The following is a 21,201-nucleotide window of genomic DNA, read 5'->3' on the forward strand; positions in this document are numbered from 1 at the left end:
GGGCGGATGTCGAGCACCGAGGAACGGCGCTTCCAGGTGTTGCGAGCGATCGTGGCCGATTACGTGTCCACCAAGGAACCCATCGGTTCGAAGACGCTCGTCGAGCGCCACAACCTGGGCGTGTCCAGCGCGACGGTCCGCAACGACATGGCCGTGCTCGAGGCCGAGGGGTACATCACCCAGCCGCACACCAGCTCCGGCCGGGTTCCCACGGACAAGGGCTACCGCCAGTTCGTCGACCGGATCGCCGACGTCAAGCCCCTCTCGGGGGCCGAGCGCCGGGCGATCCTGCAGTTCCTCGAGTCGGGTGTGGACCTCGACGACGTGCTGCGGCGCGGCGTCCGGCTGCTGGCGCAGCTGACCCGGCAGGTGGCCGTGGTGCAGTACCCCACGCTGTCGGCTTCGTCGGTCCGCCACCTCGAGGTGGTCGCGTTGACCCCCGCCCGGTTGCTGCTGGTGCTCATCACCGACTCCGGCCGGGTGGACCAGCGCATCGTCGAGCTCGGTGACGTCCTCGGCGAGGAGGACCTGTCGCGGCTGCGGGACCTGCTCGGTGCCGCACTGACCGGCAAGCGGCTCGCCGCGGCGTCGATCGCGGTGAGCGAGCTCGCCGAGGACGCGCCCGACGAGCTGCGCGATGCGGTCATCCGCTGCGCCACCGTGCTGGTGGAAACCCTCGTCGAGCATCCCGAGGAGCGGCTCGTGCTCGGCGGCACGGCGAACCTGACGCGCAACGCCGCCGACTTCGACCCGCACGCCGGCTTCCCCGGCTCGCTGCGTACCGTGCTCGAGGCGCTCGAGGAGCAGGTGGTGGTCCTCAAGCTGCTGGCGGCGTCGCAGGACGCCGGCCGCGTGACGGTGCGGATCGGCGAGGAAACCCAGGTCGAGCAGATGCGCGGCACGTCCGTGGTGTCCACCGGGTACGGTGCCGCGGGCACCGTCTTCGGCGGCCTCGGTGTGCTCGGCCCCACCCGGATGGACTACCCGGGGACCATCGCGTCGGTGGCTGCGGTCGCCCGCTATATCGGTGAGGTGCTCGGCGAACGCTGAGCGCCGGGCGGCGCGGACGGACCATCCGACGACACAACATCTGTGCGAATAGAGAAGGACGAAGAACTCACGTGGCACGGGACTACTACGGGACGCTCGGCGTGTCGAAGAACGCGACGGATCAGGAGATCAAGCGGGCGTATCGCAAGCTCGCGCGCGAGCACCACCCGGATGTGAACCCGGACGAGGCGGCGCAGAAGAGGTTCCAGGAGATCTCCACAGCGTACGAGGTGCTCTCCGACCCGGAGAAGCGGCGCATCGTCGACCTCGGCGGGGACCCGCTCGGGTCCGGCCCGGGGGCGGGCGGTGGCTTCTCCGGGGCCGGCTTCGGCGGCCTCGGCGACGTGTTCGAGGCGTTCTTCGGTGGCGGGGCCACCACGTCCCGCGGGCCCAGGGGCCGCGTCCAGCCCGGCGCGGACTCGCTGCTGCGCACCCGGCTGACGCTCGAGGAGTGCGCCACCGGTGTCAGCAAGCAGATCGCCGTGGAGACCGCGATCCTGTGCGACGGCTGCGCCGGGTCCGGTACCAACGGCGACTCCAAGCCCGTGCGCTGCGAGACGTGCGGCGGCGCCGGTGAGGTGCAGTCGGTGCAGCGCTCGTTCCTCGGCCAGGTCATGACCTCGCGGCCGTGCCCGACGTGCCGCGGCGCCGGCGAGACGATCCCGGACCCGTGTCGCAAGTGCGGCGGCGACGGCCGGGTGCGGGCCCGCCGCGAGATCACGGTCAAGGTGCCGGCCGGCGTCAGCAACGGCATGCGCATCCGGCTGGCCGCGCAGGGCGAGGTCGGCCCCGGCGGTGGCCCCGCCGGCGACTTGTACGTCGAGATCATCGAGCAGGCGCACGACGTGTTCGTGCGCGACGGCGACGACCTGCACTGCACGATCCGGATCCCGATGGTCGACGCGGCGCTGGGCACCACCGTCGTGCTCGACACCCTCATCGACGGACCCGCCGAGATCACCGTCGAACCCGGCACACAGCCCGGGTCGGTGGCGGTGCTGCGGGGCCACGGCATGCCCAAACTGCGCTCCGGGGTGCGCGGGGACGTGCACGCCCACCTCGAGGTGGTGGTCCCGTCGAAGCTCGACGGCAAGCAGTCCAAGCTCCTCGAGGAGTTCCGTCGCAAGCGTGAGCACGAGGTGCCCGAGGTCGTCACCACCGGTTCGCAGCACGCCGGGGGCTTCTTCTCCCGGCTGCGCGACGCGTTCAGCGCGCGCTGAGGCCCGGGCGGTGGCCGCAACCCTGTTCTATCTCGATCCGCTGCCCGAGGCCGGGGCTGTCGCGGTCCTCGACGGCAAGGAGGGCCGCCATGCGGCGACGGTGCGGCGTATCGCGGTGGGTGAGCGCCTCGTCCTGTCGGACGGCCGCGGCCACGTCGCCGACGTGGAGGTGACGGCCACCGCGAAGGACCGGCTCGAGGCCCGCGTCCTGGCTCGTCGCGAGGTCCCTGCACCGCGCCCGTGGGTCACCGTGGTGCAGGCGTTGCCGAAGTCCGATCGTTCCGAACTGGCCGTGGAGCTGGCGACGGAGGCGGGTGCCGACGCGTTCGTGCCGTGGCAGGCCGCGCGGTGCGTCGCCCGCTGGGACGGGCCGAAGGCGGCCAAGGGCGTCGCGCGATGGCAGGCCGTCGCGGTGGCGGCCGCGAAACAGTCCCGGCGCGCCCACGTTCCGGAGGTGGCGCCGGTCCAGCGGACCGCGGGCGTCGCCGAGGCCGTGCGCGCGACCCTCGCGCGCGGGGGTGTCGCGGCGGTTCTGCACGAGTCGGCGACCGAACCGTTTGCCTCGCTGCCGCTGGCCGACGCCACCGAGCTGATGCTCGTGGTCGGGCCGGAGGGCGGCGTCGACGACGCCGAGATCGCGGCGCTGACGACCGCGGGCGCCCGGCCGGTGCTGCTCGGGCCGACGGTGCTGCGAACGTCCAGCGCCGCGGCCGTCGCGCTCGGAGCGGTCGGGGTGCTCACTGCACGGTGGGGCGCCCGGCCCGTCGAATGATCCGGGAACCGGCTCCGGAACGCGTTCGGAGGCTTCCGGTTCCGGGGTTTCCTCGTGACCTCGTCGCGCCGACCGCGCTTCACGGGGGCCGGCGGTCGAGCCGTGCGGCCAGGCCGTCGAGCAGCGCACCCAGGCCGAGCTCGAACAGGCGGTCGAGGTCGAGGTCGTAGCCCTCCGCGGAGAGTGTGAGGAGTGTCCGGGCGAACGTCGGGTAGCTGCCGGAGCCGACGATCGCCTCCAGTGCGGGAAGCTGGTCGTCCATCCACTCGTCCTCGGACACTCCGGACGCGCCGAGCGCCTGCCGCTCGCGTTCGATGTGGACGGCGAGGCCCTGCACGTAGCTGAACAGCAGCACATGCAGGTCGAATGCGGTATCGACGGCGACGCCGAGCTCGTCGAGCGCGGCCAGTGCCCACTCCGCGTGCGCCGCCAGGTTGGGTAGCGGAAGCGGCCGGGTGATCGGGCCGAGCTGGGCGAGCCAGGGATGCCGGCGGTGCAGCGACCAGAGGGTGCGCGCGTAGAGCTCGAGGGGGGCGCGCCAGCCGGCGGGTGGCTGCGCCGGGTAGCCCCGCTCGCCGAACGCGGCGTCGGCCATCAGCACGATCAGTTCGTCCTTGCCGGCCACGTATCGGTACGGCGACATCGGTGCGACCCCGAGACGGGCCGCGACACCGCGCATGGAGAGCGCACCGAGGCCTTCGGCGTCGGCGATCGCGACGGCGGCCCGCACGACCCGATCGCGGGTGAGCTCCGGCTGCCGCCGGCCGGGCGCGGGTCGCCGGGTGGGGCGACGCGCCGGCCGCGGCGTCGCCGCCGGTGTTCGCCTCGGATCGGCGACCACGGTGCCGGAACGCGGTTCGGCGCGGGCCAGGCCCTCCTGCTTCAGCGTGGCGAGCGCCTTGGCGGCGGTGGCCGTCGCGACGCCCCACTCGGCGGCGATCCGGCGGGTGGAGGGCAGCGTGGCGCCGGCCGGCAGTTCCCCCTGGGTGATCCGGCGCCGGAGGTCCGCTGCGATGGTCAGGTACCGCTCGGTCGTCATGCCCGCTCCCGTCTGTGCTAGTACACCCGCCCCGGCTGTACTAGCACAGTCCTGGCGGGTGAAACACCGAAATGACAGCGTATACAACGTCATTGCACAGTGCGTGCAGCGTACGAACTGTCGGAGGTGCATCATGCGGAACGTCTTGATCTCCGGAGCCGGTCTCGCCGGCCCGGCCCTGGCCTACTGGCTTGCGCGGAAGGGCTTCTCGGTGACGGTGGTAGAGCGATCACCCCACCCCCGCGAGGGCGGCCAGGCGGTCGACGTCCGCGGCGTGGCGCTCGAGGTGATCGATCGGATGGGGCTCGGTGCGCGGGTGCGGGCAGCCCGCACCCGCACGCGCGGAATGTCGATGCTGGACGGGAACGGGAACGAACTCTTCCGGTCCGAGGAGGTCGCGTTCAGCAGCGGCAGGCTGGACAGCGAGGACGTCGAACTGCTGCGCGAGGACCTGACCGCGATGTTGTACGAGGTGACCGAGGAGCGAGCCGAGTACCTCTTCGGCGACTCGATCACCGCGCTGAGGCAGGACGCGGGCGGGGTCCGCGTCGAGTTCGAGAGCGGCACCGTCCGTACCTTCGACGCCGTGGTCGGCGCGGACGGCATGCACTCCGTAGTGCGACGGCTCGCCTTCGGGCCGGAGCAGCGGTTCGTCGAACATCTCGGCCGGTACCTGGCGATCTTTCCGACGGCAAACTTCCTCGGCCTCGACCACTGGCAGCTGTGGTTCCAGGACGCGCCCTCCGGCACCGGCGGCGCTGTCTACCCGGTGCACGACAACGCCGAACTGCGGGTCACCGTCGGCTTCACGTCCGGACCGTTGACGTACGACCACCGGGACATCGAGCTGCAGAAGCAGATGGTCGCCGAGCGACTGGCCGGGCTGGCGTGGGAGATTCCCGCGCTGCTGCGGGCGATGGCCGGCGCCCCGGACTTCTACTTCGACGCGATGGCGCAGATCCGCATGGACCGCTGGTTCACCGGCCGGGTGGCCCTGGTCGGCGACGCCGGCTACTGCACCTCGGTGCTGTCCGGGCAGGGCACGAGCCTCGCCCTGGTGGGCGCCTACGTGCTTGCCGAGGAGATGGGACGGCCCGGCGCCGACCACGTCACCGCGTTCGCCGCCTACGAGGAGCGGATGCGCCCGTTCGTCGCGCTCAACCAGGCGCTGGCCACCGAGAATCCCGCGGGTCCGCCGTCCGAGGAGTCCATGGCCCGGGCCAAGCACGGGATCTCGCTGGCCGCATGAGCCCCTGCGGCTCCCGCACGGTGCGCGGATGCCGCTGCACTAGCGTGTCACGCATGTCCCGAACCCGTATCGCCTACGGTCCGCAGCCGCAGCAGTTCGGCCACCTGTACCTGCCGGACACCGCCGATCCGGCCGGGCCCGTGCCCGTCGTGATGGTCGTCCACGGCGGCTTCTGGAGCGGGAAGTACCACCTCAACCTCGGCACGCCGCTGTCGCTCGAGCTCGCCGCGCACGGTGTGGCGGCGTGGAACGTCGAGTACCGGCGGCTCGGCGCGGGCGGGCGGTGGCCGGAGATGTCCGCCGACGTCGTCGCGGCCCTCGACGCCGTCGCCACCGCGGTGGCCGGGCGGGCCCTGGCCGCGGGGGTCGAACTCGATCCGGCCCGGGTGCGGGTCGTCGGGCACTCGGCCGGCGGTCAGCTCGCCGTGTGGCTCGCGGGTCAGCGCTCGCAGGTGCGCCCCGAACTCGTCGTCTCCCAGGCGGGCGCGCTCGACCTCGCGTCCGCGGGCGAACGCGGTCGGCGGATCGGGTACATCGAGGATCTGTTCGGTCAGCCCTACGACGCGGATCCGGAGTTGTACCGGTCGGCGTCGCCCCGGCATCGGGTGCCGATCGGTGTGCCGGTCGCTCTCGTGCACGGCACCGAGGACGCCCAGGTGCCGGTGAAGGTCGCCGAGCGCTATGCCGCGGCGGCGGTCGCCGCGGGCGATCCGGTGGAACTGCACGTCGTCGACGGGGAGGACCACTTCGCGTTCCTCGACAAGCGGACCCGCAGCTGGGCGCTGTCGCGCGACCTGCTGCTCGCCCCCGAACCGCTGGGCTCGGGGGCGCGCTCGGCGGGCTGAGCGCTCAGCCGCGGCGGGGCAGGACGACGACGACGACGACGGCGCCGACGGCCAGGGCAAGGCCGCCGACGAGACTCGCCGACGTGATCGCCTGCGAGAACGCGGAGGCCGATGCGTCGAGAAGCGGCTGGGCGTAGGAGGAGGCGAACGGGTTCTTCGCCAGCTCCTCGGCGACGATTGCCGCACCGCCCACGGAATCGCCCGCCGCAGCGACGGCCGTGTCGGCCTGTGCGGCCATCGGCCCGTCGAGAGTCGCGAGCGGCAGTCCCGTGAGGAACCCGGAGATCTCGCGCTGGTAGGTGGTGGCCAGCACCGAGCCCAGCACGGCGATGCCGAGGGATCCGCCGAGCTCGACCGCGGTGTCGTTCAGGCCCCCCGCGGCGCCGAGGTCGGACTCGGGGAATCCGCTCATCACGAGGTCCGTGGCCGGGGGTGCGGCCAGCCCGATGCCGAGGCCGAGAAGCACGAGCGAGACGAGGAACAGCCCGTATCCGGAACCGTCGTCGACGAGGGTGAGAGCGAGGACGCCGGCCGCGGCAACGGCCATTCCGGCACCGATCGGGACGCGGGCGCCGAGGCGTGGGGCCAGCCGCCCGCTCACGGCCGATCCGATCGACACGGCGCCGGCCAGGGGAAGCAAGCGCAGACCGGTGTCGAGGGGGCTGTAGCCGAACACGAACTGGAAGTGCTGCGCCACGAAGTAGATCGCCCCGAACGACGCGAGGAAGAGCAGCAGCACGGACAGGCACGCGCCGCCGACGGAACGGTCGGTGACCCGCCCGAGGTCCAGCAGCGGCTGCGGGTGGCGCAGTTCCCAGGCGACGAACGCGGCACCGGCGAGGGCCGCGACCGCCAGGGAGCCGAGTGACGTTGCGTTCCAACCGAAGTGGAAGCCCTCGATGATGCCGAAAACCAGGGAGCCGACGGCCGCCACGGACAGGGCGCCGCCGACCCAGTCGATGCGGGTGAGGTGCTCGGCCCGGGACGGCGGCACCAGCGCGAGCGCCGCGACCGCGGCGAACGCCGCGATCGGCACGTTGATGAGGAAGGTCGAACCCCACGCGTGCTGTTCGAGCAGCCACCCCGCGAGCAACGGGCCGAGCGCGATGGCCAGTCCGGAGGTCGCGGCCCAGGCGGCGATGGCGCGGGGCCGTTCCGAGGCCGGGAACATGGCGACGAGCAGGGACAGGGTCGCGGGCATGATCACCGCGGCGCCGACACCCATGGTGATGCGGGCGACGATCACCTCGGTCGCGGTGCCGGCGAGGCTGCCGAACACGGCCCCCGCGGCGAAGACGGCCAGGCCGACGAGCAGGGCGCGCCGCCGGCCGTAGCGGTCGCCGAGGACGCCGGCGAGCAGCATCAGCGCGGCGTAGGGGACGGTGTAGCCGTCGATCACCCACTGCATGTCGGTGCTGGTGAGCCGCAGTTCGCGCAGCATGCTCGGCGCCGCGACGATCAGCGCGGTGTTCGCCATCACGACGATCAGCAGGCTCAGGCAGAGCACGGCGAGGCCGGCCCACCGGCGGGGATACGGGCGGGTGGGATCTGCGGTCGAGCGGGTCAGGATCGAGGTCATCGGCGCTCCTCACGGGGTGCGGACATCGGCAGCAATTTGCACAACACTGTGCAAGTTAGAAATTTGCACACCCGTGTGCAAGTAAAGTTGACGGACGTCACACCCAGCGGCGGAAGAAGGTGTCAGCGTGGCGGAACCGGTCCGGGGGCCGCGGCGGCGGACGAGCGGGAACCGAGCCCGGATCCTTGAGGCGGCGATGGGGTGTTTCGCCGCCGACCCGGACGCCAGCATGGACGACGTCGCGCAGGCCGCCGGGGTGGTGCGCCGCACCGTCTATGCCCACTTCCCGAACCGCGAGGCGCTCGTCGACGGCATCGCCGAGGAGGCGGCTGCCGCGCTCGCCGCCGCGGTCGACCGGCCGGACCCCGAGGAGCCCGACCTGGCGCTCGCCGCCGCGGCCCTGATGACCTGGCCCGTCGGTGACCGCTTCCGCGTGCTGCTGTCCTTCGCGCGCAAGGAGGTCGGCGACGAGCGCATCGGCGAACTCATCGCCCCGCTGCGCGCCCGCACCCTCGCGATCGTGGAGCGGGGCTGCCGGTCGGGGGTGTTCTCCGCCTACCTTCCGGCCGTCGTCCTCGTCGGGATGCTCGAGGGGCTCACCATGGCCACCCTCGAGCAGGCCAATCTCGGGGTGGTGCACGACGCGGGGGAGACCGTCGCCCTGGCCGCCCTCGTCCTCATGGGGGTCCCGCCGGAGCGGGCCGTCGACGTCGTCCAGCGGGCCCAGCAAGCGCAGCGGGATCAGCGCGCGGCGCACGGCCCGGGCGGCAATGCGGTGGGGCGCGGGGACGCCCGGCGCTAGACTGGCATCGTCACGACGCCCGTCGTGCGCGAGACGAACCGAAAGCAGGCCGTACCGTCCACGTGAGTGAACCAGACGACACCCGAGACACCGGGAACACCGAACGGACCACCGTCCGTTCCAACCTGGACCTGCCGCCCGAAGCTGCGGCGCCGCTGCTCGGCTCGGCCGACGAGAATCTCATCGCCCTCGAACGGGCCCTCGGTGCGGACATCCACGTACGCGGCAACTCCGTCACCCTCACCGGCGCGCCGGCGGACGTCGCGCTCGCGGAACGGGTGCTCGGGCAGCTCGTCACCCTCGTCGGACGCGGGCAGGCGGTGACCCCGGACGCGGTGCGCCGCACCGTGGGCATGCTCACGCAGGGCCTGTCCGACTCGCCGGCCGACGTCCTCAGCCTCGACATCCTGTCCCGGCGCGGCAAGACCATCCGGCCCAAGACCCTCAACCAGAAGCGCTACGTCGACGCCATCGACACCAACACGATCGTGTTCGGCATCGGGCCGGCGGGCACCGGCAAGACGTACCTCGCCATGGCCAAGGCCGTGCAGGCGCTGCAGTCGAAGCAGGTCACCCGCATCATCCTCACCCGGCCCGCCGTCGAGGCCGGGGAGCGGCTCGGCTTCCTGCCGGGCACCCTGCACGAGAAGATCGACCCGTACCTGCGCCCGCTGCACGACGCGCTGCACGACATGATGGACCCGGAAGCCATCCCGAAGCTGATGCAGGCCGGGGTCATCGAGGTCGCGCCGCTGGCGTACATGCGCGGCCGCACCCTCAACGACGCGTTCATCATCCTCGACGAGGCGCAGAACACCACCGCCGAGCAGATGAAGATGTTCCTGACGCGTCTCGGCTTCGGTTCCAAGATCGTCGTCACCGGCGACACCACGCAGGTGGACCTGCCCGGCGGTGCCCGCTCCGGGCTGGCCGCCGCCGCCGAGATCCTCGAGGGCATCGACGGCATCCATTTCGCCGTCCTCGACAGCAGCGACGTGGTGCGACACCGGCTCGTCTCCGACATCGTCGACGCCTACGAGCGTTTCGAGGCCGATCGGCCGGCCGGCGTCGCCATGGGCAACCGGGCCCAGCGGCGGGCAGCAGCCCAGAGCCGGGTGCCACGCCGGTGACCGTGACCGAGGGCCCCGCCCGTCTCGCCCCCGCCGTGTCCGCATCCGCCCAGAAGGAACGCCACAGATGAGCATCGAGATCTCGAACGAATCGGGGATGGACGTCGCCGAGGAGGACCTGATCGACATCGCGCGGTTCGTCATCGCCCGGATGGACGTGCATCCGGCCGCAGAACTGTCGATGGTGCTCGTCGACTCCGACACCATGGCCGATCTGCACATGCGCTGGATGGACCTGCCCGGCCCGACCGACGTGATGTCCTTCCCCATGGACGAACTCGAACCCGGCGGCCGCCCCGACGCCCCGGAGCCCGGCCCCTCGATGCTCGGCGACATCGTGCTGTGCCCGTCCTTCGCCGCGGAACAGGCCGAGAAGGCCGGCCATTCGCTCGGGCACGAACTCGCCGTGCTCACGGTCCACGGGATGCTGCACCTGCTCGGATACGACCACGCCGAGCCCGACGAGGAGAAGGAGATGTTCGGTCTGCAGAACCAGCTCCTCGAGGAGTGGTACGAGGAACTCCGGCGCGCCGAGCACGAGGCCAGGCTCGCGGCCCGCGATCAGCAGCTCCTCGGCAAGGCCGGCTTCTTCGACCCGACCGAGCGGTAGCGGCCTCGTGATCGGAGCACTGGCGTGAGCGCCCCCGCGCTCGTCGTCGTCGCCGTCGTGCTGGTGGCGCTCGGCGGGCTGTTCGCGGCGGTCGACTCGGCGTTGAACACCGTCTCCCCGGCCCGCGTGGAGGAACTCGCCAAGGGCGAGCGGCCCAGCGCGCAGAAGCTGCTGGTGATCCTCGAGGACCGGCCGCGGTACGTCAATCTCATGGTGCTGCTGCGCATCCTGTGCGAGATCACCGCGACGGTGGTGCTGGTGGCGGCGCTGCTCGACTGGATGGGCCACACCGGGGCGCTGGTCGCCAGCGCCGTGATCATGGTGCTCGTGGACTACATGGTGATCGGCGTGGGCCCCCGTACCCTCGGTCGCCAGCACGCGTACCCCATCGCCCTGGCCGGGACGGTGCCGCTGCGCGTGATCGGTGTCCTGCTCGGCCCGCTGAGCCGGCTGCTGATCCTGATCGGCAACGCGATCACCCCCGGCCGGGGATTCCGGAACGGGCCGTTCGCCAACGAGATCGAACTGCGCGAGCTGGTGGACATGGCGCAGGAGCGCGGCGTCGTCGCCGCCGAGGAACGGCGAATGATCCAGTCGGTGTTCGACTTCGGTGACACCACTGCGCGCGAGGTGATGGTGCCGCGCCCCGAGATGGTGTGGATCGAGGCGGACAAGACCGCCGGCCAGGCGACGTCGCTCGCCGTGCGCAGCGGGCACTCCCGCATCCCCGTGATCGGCGAGAACGTCGACGACATCCGCGGCGTCGTGTACCTCAAGGACCTGGTGCAGCAGACCTACTATTCGCGCGACGGCGGCCGGAGCGTGACCGTCGCCGAGGTGATGCGCCCGGCGGTGTTCGTGCCGGATTCCAAGCGCCTCGACGATCTGCTGGCCGACATGCAGCGCGACCGCAACCACATGGCGCTGCTCGTCGACGAGTACGGCGGCATCGCCGGGCTGGTCACCATCGAGGACATCATCGAGGAGATCGTCGGCGAGATCGCCGACGAGTACGACACCGGAGAGATCGCGCCCGTCGAGGATCTCGGCGACGACACCTTCCGGATCTCCGCGCGGTTGCCCGTCGAGGACCTCGGTGACCTGTTCGACGTCGCGCTCGACGACATCGAGGTCGACACAGTCGGCGGTTTGCTCGGATTCGTGCTCGGCCGGGTACCGTTGCCGGGTTCCGAAGTGGAGACCCACGGTCTGCGGCTGCGCGGCGAGGGCGGCCGCGACGCCCGGGGCCGGGTCCGCATCAACACCGTGTACGTGCAACGGGTCCCCGCGACGGAGACGGCCGAGACCGCCGCCGAGGAATCGGTCGACGGGTGACCTCGGCCGTCGACGCCACGACACCCACCGTGCCGATCCGCACTGCCGGCACCGCAGACGAGGAGCTCGTATGACCGACCCCGACTTCCGTTCCGGCTTCGTGTGTTTCGTCGGACGGCCCAACACCGGGAAGTCGACGCTGACGAATGCGCTCGTGGGCAGCAAGATTGCGATCACCTCGTCGCGTCCGCAGACCACCCGGCACACCATCCGAGGCATCGTGCACCGTGAACACGCACAGATCATCCTCGTGGACACCCCCGGCCTGCATCGGCCGCGGACGCTGCTCGGGCAGCGGCTCAACGACCTGGTGCGCGATACCTATTCGGAGGTCGACGCGGTCTGCGTGTGCATCCCGGCCGACGAGAAGATCGGCCCCGGCGACCGCTGGATCGTCGAACAGGTGCGGCAGGTCGCCCCGCGCACGAAGCTGATCGGCATCGTCACGAAGATCGACAAGGTGAGCAAGGAGCGAATCGCGCCGCAGCTGCTCGCCGTCTCCGAGCTGCTCGGACCCGACGTGGACGTGGTGCCCGTGTCCGCCACCTCGGGCGAACAGCTCGAGGTCCTCATCGATGTCCTCGCCTCGCACATGGAACCCGGGCCGGCGTTCTACCCCGACGGCGAACTGACCGACGAGCCCGAGGAGACGCTCATGGCCGAGCTGATCCGGGAGGCCGCGCTCGAGGGACTCGGCGACGAGCTGCCCCACTCGCTCGCGGTGGTGATCGAGGAGATCACCGAGCGGGAGGGTCGCACCGAGAAGCAGGGCGAGCTGCTCGACGTGCATGCGCTGCTGTACGTGGAGCGGCCGAGCCAGAAGGGCATCGTGATCGGCAAGGGCGGCGCCCGCCTGCGTGAGGTGGGCACCGCTGCCCGCTCCCAGATCGAGAAGCTGCTCGGTGTGAAGATCTACCTTGATCTGCACGTGAAGGTCGCCAAGGACTGGCAGCGCGATCCGAAACAACTCGGCCGCCTCGGCTTCTGACCGTCGCGTGCGGTGTCGTCGGACGGGCCCCGACAGGAAGGGATGCGCAGTGCCCTCTCCCGCATCGCTCGCGCCGACCGGTCGGGTCCGCCCGGGAGGCGGCGGTCGTGGCCGGTGACCCCGGAGGCGCGGCGTCGGCCCTGTTCGCGACGCGCGCCCCGCGCCGGGCCGTCGACGCCGTCGCGTGGAGTGCGCTCGTCGCGTATGCGGTCTTCGTGGTGGCGACCCTGGCCTGACCCGTGTCGGCGGCCCCGGGTGCGGCCTGCGGTCAGTCCGCCGAGGCGGGCACCGTGCTGCGCACCAGCGGCAGCACCGCGGCCGAGAGGTCGGGCGCGGCGCCGGTGGCCAGGCGGCGCAGCTGGAGTCCGGTGATGGTCGCGACCAGGGTCGGGGCGACCGACTCCGGTCGGGGGACACCGAGTTCGGTGAGGATGGTCACGGTCAGCGCGTCGTAGGCCGCCCAGCATCGGGCCGCCGCCTCCCGCAACTGCGGATCCCGGCCGGCCTGGACGTAGAGCTCGAACGGCGCGATCCGCTCCGCCGAGAACGACAGGTCCTCGGCGACCTGTCCGGTGAGTGCCGCGGCGTCGGCCAGGCTCAGTCCGCGACCGCGGTAGCCCTCCGCCAGATCGCGCAACCGCGTGGTCTCGTCGGCGACGAACGTCGTCAGCGCCGACCGCAGCAGGTCGGACTGGGTGGGGAAGTGGTAGGTGATCGAGCCGAGGGAGACTCCCGCCCGGGCGGCGATGCGGCGGTTGGTGATCGCGGCGATGCCGTCCGTGCCGATCAGATGCAGGGTCGCGGCCACGATCGCGCCGCGGACGTCCGTGCCCATCGCGGTCACCACCACCGCTGCGGCGTGTGACGATCCCAGCGCAGTTCCGACTCGAGCTGGGCGGCGAGGGAGATCAGCAGGGGCTCCGCGTTCTCGTGTCCCATGAGCTGGGCGCCGACCGGCAGACCCGATCCGGTGAAGCCCGCCGGGATGTTCACACTCGGCCAGCCCAGGACGTTCCACGGCCAGGTGTAGGGACAGGCGGCGGTGATCACCTTGTCGGTGGCCCAGCCCCCGAGGCCGTCCATCGCCTCCACCACCGGCGGTGGGGTGGCGGTGGTGGGGGCGAGGATCACGTCGAAGCGGTCGAAGATCGCGCCGATGCGCCGGCGGATGCGCGGTTCGGCGGCACGAGCGGCGCGCAGCGGCCGGCCGCGCAGCAACCGGCCGGTGCGGGCGTTCGCGCGGGTGCGCGGGTCGGCGAGGGCCGGGTCGGGCAGCCGCCGCACCCAGTCGTCGATGCCGGCCATCGACCGGGGCAGGAAGTTCAGGCCCAGCAGCTTTCCGTAGGCCGGGTCGGCGACGGTCACGTCGTGGCCGAGGGCGCGCAGCGTGCCGGCGAGGGCTTCGACGCGGGCGCGGATCTCGGCGTGCAGTCGGGTGCGGGTGGCGGTGTAGGGGAGGGCGAGCGAGAGCGCGATGCGCAGCCGGCCCGGATCGCGACCCACGGCGTCGGACACCGTGACGGCTTCGGCTTCGTGCAGGTCGCCGACGTGGTTGCCCGCGACGGCGTCGAGCAGCAGTGCGGCGTCGGCGACGGTGCGCGCCAGGGTGCCGTGGGTGGTCAGGCCGTGGAAGGCCTCGGGGTCGGGCCACATCGAGATGCGGCCGCGCTGCGGCTTGATTCCCACGAGGTTGGTCCAGGCGGCCGGGATGCGGACCGATCCGGCGCCGTCGGAGCCGAGCGCCGCGGACACCAGGCCCGCCGAGACCGCGGCGGCGCTGCCCCCCGACGAACCGCCGGGGGTGTGGTCCCGGTGCCAGGGGTTGCGGGTGTGACCGAAGGCGCTGCCGCCGGTGAACGGCCACTGGCCCAGTTCGGGGGTGTTCGTCTTGCCGACGATCACGGCGCCGGCGGCCCGCAGCCGCCGCACCACCTCCGCGTCCTCCTCGCGGACGGCGAACTCGCCGGCGCATCCGAACGCGGTGATCTCGTGCGCGATGTCGGTGTCGTCCTTCACCGCGACCGGCACACCGAGCAGGGGGAGGCGAACGCCGGCGGCGAGACGCCGGTCGGCCTCCTCGGCCTCGGCGAGCGCCTGCTTCCGGCGGACGCCACGGAAGGCATTGAGCGCGCGATTGCCGGCCTCGATGCGGTCCAGGGCCGCGCGCGTCGCGGCGACGGACGTGGTGGCGCCGGCGGCGAGGGCGGCGGCCTCGGCGGCGAGACCGGGCGCTCGGGTGTCTGACTGTGGTGCGGTCATACGGCTGCGTCCCCCTTCGTGGTGTTCGTTCGAACGAACAATAACGCGTTCCAGTTCGCCTCGTCGAGGGCGGGATGCGCAGAAATGTGGTGCTCGTCACATTCGTGGGACGCGCGACGATCGGTTGGGTATGCCCCCGGGGATATCGCGGGAGCCTCCCCGGGGTGTCGTAGGGACCGGCTGTCAGGAGATACACATGGGTTCATCGCGCACACGCAACCTCCGGCGCGTACCGGACACGGAGACGCGGATGGTCTTCCGCACCATCCACGGGTACCGTCGCGCGTTCCGGATTGCCGGCGAGGGCCCTGCGCTGCTGCTGATCCACGGGATCGGCGACAACTCCTCGACCTGGCGGGAGGTCATCCCGCACCTGGCCCGCAAGTACACGGTCATCGCACCGGACCTGCTCGGCCACGGCCGCTCCGACAAGCCCCGCAGCGACTACTCGGTCGCCGGGTACGCCAACGGGGTGCGCGACCTGCTGTCGGTCCTGGGTATCGAGCGCGTCACGGTGGTCGGGCACTCCCTCGGCGGCGGCGTCGCGATGCAGTTCGCGTACCAGTTCCCGCAGCTGGTCGACCGGCTCGTCCTGGTGGCCGCGGGTGGTGTCACCAAGGACGTCCACCCGGCGCTGCGGCTGCTGTCCCTGCCGGGACTCAGCGAGGCGCTCAAGCTGCTGCGGCTACCGGGCGCCATGCCCGCGATGCGTATTGCCGGTGGTCTGCTGGGCCGGTGGCACGACACCCCCTTGCGTCCCGGGGTCCTGCTGCACGACACCTCGGATCTGATCCGGGTCCTGAGCGGATTGCCCGATCCCACTGCGTGCGAGGCGTTCCTGCGCACGCTGCGGGCCGTCGTGGACTGGCGCGGCCAGGTGGTGACGATGCTCGACCGCTGTTACCTGACCGAGGACCTGCCCGTGCAGCTGATCTGGGGTGAGCACGACAGCGTGATACCCGTCGATCACGCGCACCTGGCGCATTCGGCGATGCCCCATTCCCGGCTCGACGTCTTCCGCGCCGCCGGTCATTTCCCGTTCCGGGACGACCCCATCCGGTTCGTGCGGGTGGTCGAGGAGTTCCTCGACTCGACCGCGCCCGCCGAGTTCGACGAGCAGCGCTGGGGCCGGCTGCTGATCAACGGCGTGAGCGAGAACCGGATCACCGGCGGTCCGGCCACCCGCCGGGCCGTGCTCGGCGCGATGGGCGCGGACGAGCGCAGCGCCACCTGAGCGATCCCGGCGCCCGTCGCCGCTAGACGAGGGCCGCGCTCCACAGTGCCCGGAGCTTTTCGGAGGACACCACGGTGCCGAAGTTCTGGGCCACTACGGCCACCGACGCATCGTGGGCGGCAGGGCTGTAGGTGGCGGCGCAGTCCTCCACCAGGGACACCCAGTACTCGTGGAACAGGGCGCTGCGCAGGCTCGACTCGACGCACACCTCGGTGGCCACCCCGGTGAACAGCAGCGATTCGATGTTCCGTGAGCGCAGGACGTCGTCGAGGTCGGTGCCGACGAACGCGCTGAACCGGTGCTTGACGACCACGGAATCATCGTCTTGCGGTGCGACGCAGTAGAATTCGGCGCCCGCGGTGCCCGGCCGGCAGGTGAGCCCGGTGCGGGCCGCGTCGGGTCCGTCGCCGACCCGTCCGAGCCACTGTGGCGTGTCCGTGGTCTCGTCGTGAAGGGTGCGGACGAACACGATGTGCACGCCGGCGGCCCGCGCCGTTGCGATGAGGCCGGCGAGGCGCGGTGCCATGGCGACCGCGGCCGTCACGTCGAAACCGCAGCGCGCCAAGGCGCCGTCCGGGGAGCAGAAGTCGTTCTGCATGTCGATCACGACAAGCGCGCAGCGCTGTGGGTCGTAACGGAAGGGAATCGAATCCATCGTCGGGTCCTCGGGGTAGGGGGTGGAAGAAAAGTCGGGGGCGGGTGTGCTCACGTCGGCCGGGGTCACCAGATGACCACGGCGGCCAAGGTTGCGACGACGAGGCCGGTCACGACGGGAACGGCGAGGTGGCGGACCATGTCGGTGACGGAGACCTTGCAGAAGCCGGCCACCACGACGAGGGACGACCAGATGACCAGGGTGCCCCCGCCGGTCCAGGTGGCGCCGTTCTGGGCGATGGCGGCGAGCGTCGCGGTGTCGATGCCCGACTGCGGGGCGAGGGCAGCGGCCAGGCCGCCGGTGAGCGGCAGGCCCGCCCAGCCGGACCCGTCCAGGCCCATCGCCATTCCGATCACGAGCATGCTCAGGGCGACGAAGAGTCCGTTGTCCGGGATGAAGCCCTGCACGCCCTCGACGGCGTCGAACAGGAAGGCCGGGCCGGTGCCGTCCTCGAGACCCAGGATCGCACCGGAGTAGTCGGGGATGCCCATGTACACGAATCCCGCGACGGGAAGGATGATGCCCATCGCCTTGAAGGCGTAGGACAGGCCGTCGACGAAGTGCGTCGCGCAGAACTCGAGCGCCTCCTGCCTGCGGGCGGTGACCGTCACCAGTGCCATCAGGATCATCGCCGTCCCGCCCACCAGGGACGCGCCGGCGCCGTCCGACCACGGCACGAGGTCGGTGAACCGGCCGAGCAGCATGTAGACGAGCACCGCGGCGAACGCGGCCGGCACACCGACTGCCCACCGGCGGGCCAGGCGCGGGCGGCCGGTGATGCGGGTGCCCTCGTCGTGTCCGGGACGTTCGTCCTCGAGAACGTCGACCGCACGCTCGGGCGTGGGCTCCGCCGGCGTGGCGCTCGCCGGCACGGGGTTGCGTGCGCCGCCGCCGGCCGCGGATCCGGGGTGCCCGCCCCCGCCGCCCGTCCCCGGCGTGCCGGCGCCGCCCGTCATCCGGCGGCGCACGGTGAGGAACCAGGCCAGCACCGCGGCGACGACGCCGACGATCAGCGAGATCACCAGCGCGCGACCGGCGATGTCGTCGGCGGGCACCCCGGCGCCGCTCGCGGAGATCGACGGGGCCAGCCCGATCACGTAGTCCGAGGCAATGGACATCCCCTGACCCGAGATCGCCAGGGCGAGCGCCGCACCCAGGGGTGGCAGCCCGGCCTTGATCGCGGCGGGCAGCAGCACGGCCCCGATCAACGCGAGGGCGGGCGTCGGCCAGAAGAACAGCGACAGGAGATAGGTGAACACGAACAGCACCACGTAGGCGACGCGGCCGTTGATCATCCACCGGCTCATCGGCCGCACCATCATCTCGTCGGCACCGATGCTCCGCATCGCGGCCAGCATCGAGGTGACCGCCGCGATGACGACGAAGATCTCGAACAGCGCCGAGCCCGAGGTGAGCGTCGCCCGGAACACCGCCATCACGGCGTTCGCGACGTTGCCGTCGTAGGCGAGGGCGGTGGCGAACGTCGCCACCACTGCCGGGATCATCACGTTCTTGCGCAGTGCCATGGCCACGAGGAGGGACACGAGGCCGAGCAGGAAGACGATATGGGCTGTGGTCACGGGTGGCTCCTCCAGCGGGCTGAGGCATCGGGCCGGGGGATCGGCGCCGCCGCGGGGTGCAGGCCCGCTTGGGCCCCGCGCTACGGGCGTCGCCGCACCGGATGTCGTCCGATGGTGCTGGGTCCGGCCCGGTTCGGCAAGGGCGAAAATGACCGAACCGCAGGGGGTTCTGCTGTGCAGGTTGCAGGGAGGGTGACGACCGCGTTTCGGGTCGGCCGGGCCCGTGAACAACGCGAAAAATCCGCGCCGCCGCCTCGGTGTCGGCCCGGCGTGACAGACTCGGAGGGTGAGGTTGTACCGGGATCACGCGGTGGTGCTGCGCCAGCACAAGCTGGGCGAGGCCGACCGCATCGTCACGCTGCTCACCCGTCGCCACGGGCTCGTGCGGGCCGTCGCGAAAGGGGTGCGGCGCACCCGCTCGAAGTTCGGGGCACGGCTCGAGCCGTTCGCGCACATCGACGTGCAGTTGCATCCGGGCCGCAGCCTCGACATCATCACCCAGGTCCAGACCGTCGATGCGTTCGGCGCCGACCTCGTCGACGACTACGGCCGCTACACCACCGCGTGCGCCGTGCTCGAGACCGCCGAACGGCTCGCCGGCGAGGAGCGCGCCCCTGCCCCGCAGCTGCACCGCCTCACCGTCGGTGCGCTCCGTGCCCTGTCCGACCAGGTCCGGCCGCCGGAACTGATTCTCGACGCGTACCTGCTGCGGGCCATGGCCTACGCCGGCTGGGCGCCGGCGATCAGCCGCTGCGCTCGCTGCGACGAGCCCGGCCCGCATCGCGCGTTCCACGTCGCGGCCGGGGGAGCGGTATGCGTGCGGTGCCGGCCGCCGGGCGCCGCGACCCCCGGCACGGGTGTGCTCGATCTGATGGACGCGCTGTTCCACGGTCGCTGGCAGGGCACCGACACGGTGTCCGAGGCGACCCGCGGGCAGGCCAGCGGCCTGATCGCCGCCCACCTGCAGTGGCATCTGGAGCGGCAGTTGCGGACCCTGCCGCTGATCGAACGCGGCCGTCCCCATGCGGTGGCTGTGGGCGGGGAGACGGTCGGGCAGGATGGGGAGCGTGATTCGACGCCGCACCCCGCAACCATCGCGTGACCGCGAGATCCGGCCACCCGACCCGCACCCGTCCGGCGCCCGCCCGCCGGGTCTGCAGCCCGAACTGATCCCGCGGCACGTCGCCCTGGTCATGGACGGCAACGGCCGCTGGGCCCAGGAACGCGGTCTGCCCCGCACCGCCGGCCACGAACGCGGCGAGGCGGTGCTGATGGACACCGTGTGCGGGTGCATCGAGATGGGCGTCAAGTGGCTCTCGGCGTACGCGTTCTCCACCGAGAACTGGAAGCGCAGCCCGGACGAGGTGCGCTTTCTCATGGGCTTCAACCGGGACGTGATCCGCCGCCGCCGCGACGAGATGCACGAGATGGGGGTGCGCGTGCGCTGGGCCGGACGCCGGCCGAAGCTGTGGCGCAGCGTCATCAAGGAACTCGAGATCGCCGAGGAACTGACCCGCGACAACGACGTGATGACCCTCACCATGTGCGTGAACTACGGAGGTCGCGCCGAGATCGCCGATGCCGCAAGGGAGATCGCGCGTCGCGTGGCCACGGGTGAGCTCGACCCGGAACGCGTCACCGAGGCCACGGTTGCGCGGTACCTCGACGAGCCCGACATGCCGGACGTGGACCTGTTCCTGCGGCCGTCCGGGGAACAGCGCACCTCGAACTTCCTGCTCTGGCAGTCGGCCTACGCCGAGATGGTCTTCCAGGACAAGATGTTCCCCGACTTCGACCGTCGGGACCTGTGGGCCGCCTGCGTGGAGTACGCCTCGCGCGACCGCCGCTTCGGGGGCGTGAAGTGACGGGCGCCGGGACGGGACCGGAGGAGCGGAGGCCGGCCCCCGGCGGGGTGGACCCGAGCGGCCTCGGCCTGCGCGACCGGGTCGCGGCCGCGCTGGCGGAGTTCGTCGCCATGCACGAGCCCAGGACGAACGGCGACGATGCGCTGGGATTCGACTATGCGGGCGTGCCGTGCGCGGTGCGGGTGGTGACCCTCACCGAGGGTCTCGACGTGGTGTCGCTGACCGGCGTCCTCGCGTGGGACCTGCCGCTCGACGACGCGTTGCGCGCGCGGGTCGCCGGGGCGGCCGACGCGCTGCAGTTCGGGTCGATACACCTCGTCGAGCGGGATGCCGAGGCGGACGTGGTGCTGCGGTACTCCTTTCCCGCCACCGGCCTTCGGGATTCGCCTCTGACCACGATGCTGCTGCTCGTGCTCGGCGGCGCCGGCGACGCGCGCTCGGCCGTCACGGGCACGGGCGGATCCGAGTGAGCGAACTCGACTGGGACTCCCCGATCGCCACCGGGAACGACGACGCGCTGCGTGCGGCCGTGCTGCGTGTCTTCTCGGCGGTCCTCGCCGAGGAGATCGAACCCGACACGGACGGCGACGTGCCGATCTGGGTCGACGATGTGCTCACCTACGCCGTCGTCGATTCGCGGGCCGGGGTGGTGGAGCTGACGACGTACCTGGTGGAGCGGATCGCCGGTCGCACCCGCGCGGCCGAGGTCCTCGTCGACCTGCAGGCGCAATGGCCGGACGCGAGGCTCGAGTTGCACCAGGACCGGGTGACGGCGGTGCAGCGCGTCCCGGCGCGCCCGCTGGTGCCGGTGCACCTGGCGCGCGCGGTCGCGGTGGTCGCGGCGCTGGTGCCGCATGTGCCCGAACTGGCGGCGCGGCTCGGCGGGCGGGCGTGCGTGTTCGACGAGCCGGGCGACGAGGCGGCCGGCGAGGTGGTCGACCTGCTGGGCGGGTGCGGCTGCGACGGCTGCGGGTGCCGCTGACCGTCGC

22 protein-coding genes are annotated in these 21,201 nt (G+C 71.9%); 16 read left to right on the plus strand and 6 right to left on the minus strand.

Annotated elements, in window-relative coordinates:
- Positions 1-6: 6 nt before the first annotated feature.
- From hrcA to ACWPOB_RS04880, 3 genes are all read left to right on the plus strand, one after another.
- Positions 7-1,050, plus strand: coding sequence for a heat-inducible transcriptional repressor HrcA (gene hrcA / locus ACWPOB_RS04870; protein WP_100058677.1), 1,044 nt, complete (start codon positions 7-9; stop codon positions 1,048-1,050).
- A 71-nt stretch (positions 1,051-1,121) separates the two neighbouring features.
- The gene (dnaJ, locus tag ACWPOB_RS04875; RefSeq protein ID WP_006933832.1) at positions 1,122-2,270 is read left to right on the plus strand and encodes a molecular chaperone DnaJ; all 1,149 of its coding nucleotides are present in this window, start codon (positions 1,122-1,124) and stop codon (positions 2,268-2,270) included.
- A gap of 10 nt (positions 2,271-2,280) precedes the next feature.
- A complete protein-coding gene (locus ACWPOB_RS04880; RefSeq protein ID WP_455400089.1) occupies positions 2,281-3,042 on the plus strand; it encodes a 16S rRNA (uracil(1498)-N(3))-methyltransferase in 762 nt (253 codons plus the stop codon).
- Positions 3,043-3,121: 79 nt separating this feature from the next.
- Here the strand turns inward: ACWPOB_RS04880 and ACWPOB_RS04885 are convergent, their stop codons facing one another.
- Positions 3,122-4,081 carry a TetR/AcrR family transcriptional regulator C-terminal domain-containing protein gene (locus tag ACWPOB_RS04885; protein ID WP_455400090.1) on the minus strand — a complete coding sequence of 320 codons (960 nt, stop codon included), beginning with the start codon at positions 4,079-4,081 and terminating at the stop codon, positions 3,122-3,124.
- 133 nt (positions 4,082-4,214) lie between these two features.
- Here ACWPOB_RS04885 and ACWPOB_RS04890 point away from each other — a divergent pair, with 133 nt between their 5' ends.
- On the plus strand, positions 4,215-5,330 hold the full coding sequence (locus ACWPOB_RS04890; protein ID WP_455400091.1) for an FAD-dependent monooxygenase: 1,116 nt from the start codon (positions 4,215-4,217) through the stop codon (positions 5,328-5,330).
- A gap of 53 nt (positions 5,331-5,383) precedes the next feature.
- The gene (locus tag ACWPOB_RS04895) at positions 5,384-6,175 is read left to right on the plus strand and encodes an alpha/beta hydrolase family protein (protein ID WP_455400092.1); all 792 of its coding nucleotides are present in this window, start codon (positions 5,384-5,386) and stop codon (positions 6,173-6,175) included.
- 4 nt (positions 6,176-6,179) lie between these two features.
- On the opposite strand, the gene ACWPOB_RS04900 is transcribed toward ACWPOB_RS04895, so the two are convergent.
- The gene (locus ACWPOB_RS04900; RefSeq protein ID WP_455400093.1) at positions 6,180-7,754 is read right to left on the minus strand and encodes an MFS transporter; all 1,575 of its coding nucleotides are present in this window, start codon (positions 7,752-7,754) and stop codon (positions 6,180-6,182) included.
- A gap of 127 nt (positions 7,755-7,881) precedes the next feature.
- Between ACWPOB_RS04900 and ACWPOB_RS04905 the strand changes: the two genes are divergently transcribed.
- The 6 genes from ACWPOB_RS04905 to ACWPOB_RS04930 all read left to right on the plus strand — a co-directional run bounded on the left by ACWPOB_RS04905 (position 7,882) and on the right by ACWPOB_RS04930 (position 12,855).
- Complete coding sequence (locus ACWPOB_RS04905) at positions 7,882-8,556, plus strand: TetR/AcrR family transcriptional regulator (RefSeq protein WP_455400094.1); 675 nt, start codon at positions 7,882-7,884, stop codon at positions 8,554-8,556.
- A 62-nt stretch (positions 8,557-8,618) separates the two neighbouring features.
- Entirely contained in the window at positions 8,619-9,686 is a 1,068-nt protein-coding gene (locus ACWPOB_RS04910; protein WP_100058328.1) for a PhoH family protein, read from the plus strand.
- 67 nt (positions 9,687-9,753) lie between these two features.
- Positions 9,754-10,296 (plus strand): rRNA maturation RNase YbeY, encoded by a 543-nt coding sequence (ybeY, locus tag ACWPOB_RS04915; protein WP_100058327.1) that lies wholly within the window; start codon positions 9,754-9,756, stop codon positions 10,294-10,296.
- A 24-nt stretch (positions 10,297-10,320) separates the two neighbouring features.
- Positions 10,321-11,631: a hemolysin family protein gene (locus ACWPOB_RS04920; RefSeq protein ID WP_100058326.1), complete on the plus strand. Its 1,311-nt coding sequence runs from the start codon at positions 10,321-10,323 to the stop codon at positions 11,629-11,631.
- Between the two features lie 70 nt (positions 11,632-11,701).
- Positions 11,702-12,619 (plus strand): GTPase Era, encoded by a 918-nt coding sequence (gene era, locus ACWPOB_RS04925; protein WP_006943889.1) that lies wholly within the window; start codon positions 11,702-11,704, stop codon positions 12,617-12,619.
- Positions 12,620-12,726: 107 nt separating this feature from the next.
- Entirely contained in the window at positions 12,727-12,855 is a 129-nt protein-coding gene (locus tag ACWPOB_RS04930; RefSeq protein WP_455400095.1) for a hypothetical protein, read from the plus strand.
- A 32-nt stretch (positions 12,856-12,887) separates the two neighbouring features.
- Here the strand turns inward: ACWPOB_RS04930 and ACWPOB_RS04935 are convergent, their stop codons facing one another.
- The gene (locus ACWPOB_RS04935; RefSeq protein WP_455400096.1) at positions 12,888-13,454 is read right to left on the minus strand and encodes a TetR/AcrR family transcriptional regulator; all 567 of its coding nucleotides are present in this window, start codon (positions 13,452-13,454) and stop codon (positions 12,888-12,890) included.
- 5 nt (positions 13,455-13,459) lie between these two features.
- A complete protein-coding gene (locus tag ACWPOB_RS04940; RefSeq protein ID WP_455400097.1) occupies positions 13,460-14,878 on the minus strand; it encodes an amidase in 1,419 nt (472 codons plus the stop codon).
- A 196-nt stretch (positions 14,879-15,074) separates the two neighbouring features.
- On the opposite strand from ACWPOB_RS04940, the gene ACWPOB_RS04945 reads away from it, so the two are divergent.
- Positions 15,075-16,112: an alpha/beta fold hydrolase gene (locus ACWPOB_RS04945; RefSeq protein ID WP_455400098.1), complete on the plus strand. Its 1,038-nt coding sequence runs from the start codon at positions 15,075-15,077 to the stop codon at positions 16,110-16,112.
- A 22-nt stretch (positions 16,113-16,134) separates the two neighbouring features.
- On the opposite strand, the gene ACWPOB_RS04950 is transcribed toward ACWPOB_RS04945, so the two are convergent.
- Positions 16,135-16,767: a cysteine hydrolase family protein gene (locus tag ACWPOB_RS04950; protein ID WP_455400099.1), complete on the minus strand. Its 633-nt coding sequence runs from the start codon at positions 16,765-16,767 to the stop codon at positions 16,135-16,137.
- A gap of 65 nt (positions 16,768-16,832) precedes the next feature.
- Positions 16,833-18,347 (minus strand): permease, encoded by a 1,515-nt coding sequence (locus ACWPOB_RS04955; protein ID WP_455400100.1) that lies wholly within the window; start codon positions 18,345-18,347, stop codon positions 16,833-16,835.
- A 286-nt stretch (positions 18,348-18,633) separates the two neighbouring features.
- On the opposite strand from ACWPOB_RS04955, the gene recO reads away from it, so the two are divergent.
- The 4 genes from recO to ACWPOB_RS04975 are packed head-to-tail and all read left to right on the plus strand — an operon-like array spanning position 18,634 to position 21,194.
- Complete coding sequence (recO, locus tag ACWPOB_RS04960) at positions 18,634-19,449, plus strand: DNA repair protein RecO (protein WP_455400101.1); 816 nt, start codon at positions 18,634-18,636, stop codon at positions 19,447-19,449.
- The gene (locus tag ACWPOB_RS04965; protein ID WP_455400102.1) at positions 19,406-20,212 is read left to right on the plus strand and encodes an isoprenyl transferase; all 807 of its coding nucleotides are present in this window, start codon (positions 19,406-19,408) and stop codon (positions 20,210-20,212) included. Before recO ends, ACWPOB_RS04965 begins: the two co-directional genes overlap by 44 nt.
- A complete protein-coding gene (locus tag ACWPOB_RS04970; protein ID WP_455400103.1) occupies positions 20,209-20,682 on the plus strand; it encodes a hypothetical protein in 474 nt (157 codons plus the stop codon). Before ACWPOB_RS04965 ends, ACWPOB_RS04970 begins: the two co-directional genes overlap by 4 nt.
- Complete coding sequence (locus tag ACWPOB_RS04975) at positions 20,679-21,194, plus strand: T3SS (YopN, CesT) and YbjN peptide-binding chaperone 1 (RefSeq protein ID WP_455400104.1); 516 nt, start codon at positions 20,679-20,681, stop codon at positions 21,192-21,194. Before ACWPOB_RS04970 ends, ACWPOB_RS04975 begins: the two co-directional genes overlap by 4 nt.
- The last annotated feature ends 7 nt before the right edge of the window (positions 21,195-21,201 follow it).

This window comes from Rhodococcus sp. 2H158, assembly GCF_053764755.1.

Excerpts from the sequence above, each read along its gene's own strand:
- hrcA (WP_100058677.1), top strand. The coding sequence starts at position 7 with ATGTCGAGCACCGAGGAACGGCGCTTCCAGGTGTTGCGAGCGATCGTG.
- ACWPOB_RS04885 (WP_455400090.1), bottom strand. The coding sequence starts at position 4,081 with ATGACGACCGAGCGGTACCTGACCATCGCAGCGGACCTCCGGCGCCGG.
- ACWPOB_RS04890 (WP_455400091.1), top strand. The coding sequence starts at position 4,215 with ATGCGGAACGTCTTGATCTCCGGAGCCGGTCTCGCCGGCCCGGCCCTG.
- ACWPOB_RS04895 (WP_455400092.1), top strand. The coding sequence starts at position 5,384 with ATGTCCCGAACCCGTATCGCCTACGGTCCGCAGCCGCAGCAGTTCGGC.
- ACWPOB_RS04900 (WP_455400093.1), bottom strand. The coding sequence starts at position 7,754 with ATGACCTCGATCCTGACCCGCTCGACCGCAGATCCCACCCGCCCGTAT.
- ybeY (WP_100058327.1), top strand. The coding sequence starts at position 9,754 with ATGAGCATCGAGATCTCGAACGAATCGGGGATGGACGTCGCCGAGGAG.
- era (WP_006943889.1), top strand. The coding sequence starts at position 11,702 with ATGACCGACCCCGACTTCCGTTCCGGCTTCGTGTGTTTCGTCGGACGG.
- ACWPOB_RS04935 (WP_455400096.1), bottom strand. The coding sequence starts at position 13,454 with ATGGGCACGGACGTCCGCGGCGCGATCGTGGCCGCGACCCTGCATCTG.
- ACWPOB_RS04940 (WP_455400097.1), bottom strand. The coding sequence starts at position 14,878 with ATGACCGCACCACAGTCAGACACCCGAGCGCCCGGTCTCGCCGCCGAG.
- ACWPOB_RS04945 (WP_455400098.1), top strand. The coding sequence starts at position 15,075 with ATGGGTTCATCGCGCACACGCAACCTCCGGCGCGTACCGGACACGGAG.
- ACWPOB_RS04950 (WP_455400099.1), bottom strand. The coding sequence starts at position 16,767 with ATGGATTCGATTCCCTTCCGTTACGACCCACAGCGCTGCGCGCTTGTC.
- ACWPOB_RS04965 (WP_455400102.1), top strand. The coding sequence starts at position 19,406 with ATGGGGAGCGTGATTCGACGCCGCACCCCGCAACCATCGCGTGACCGC.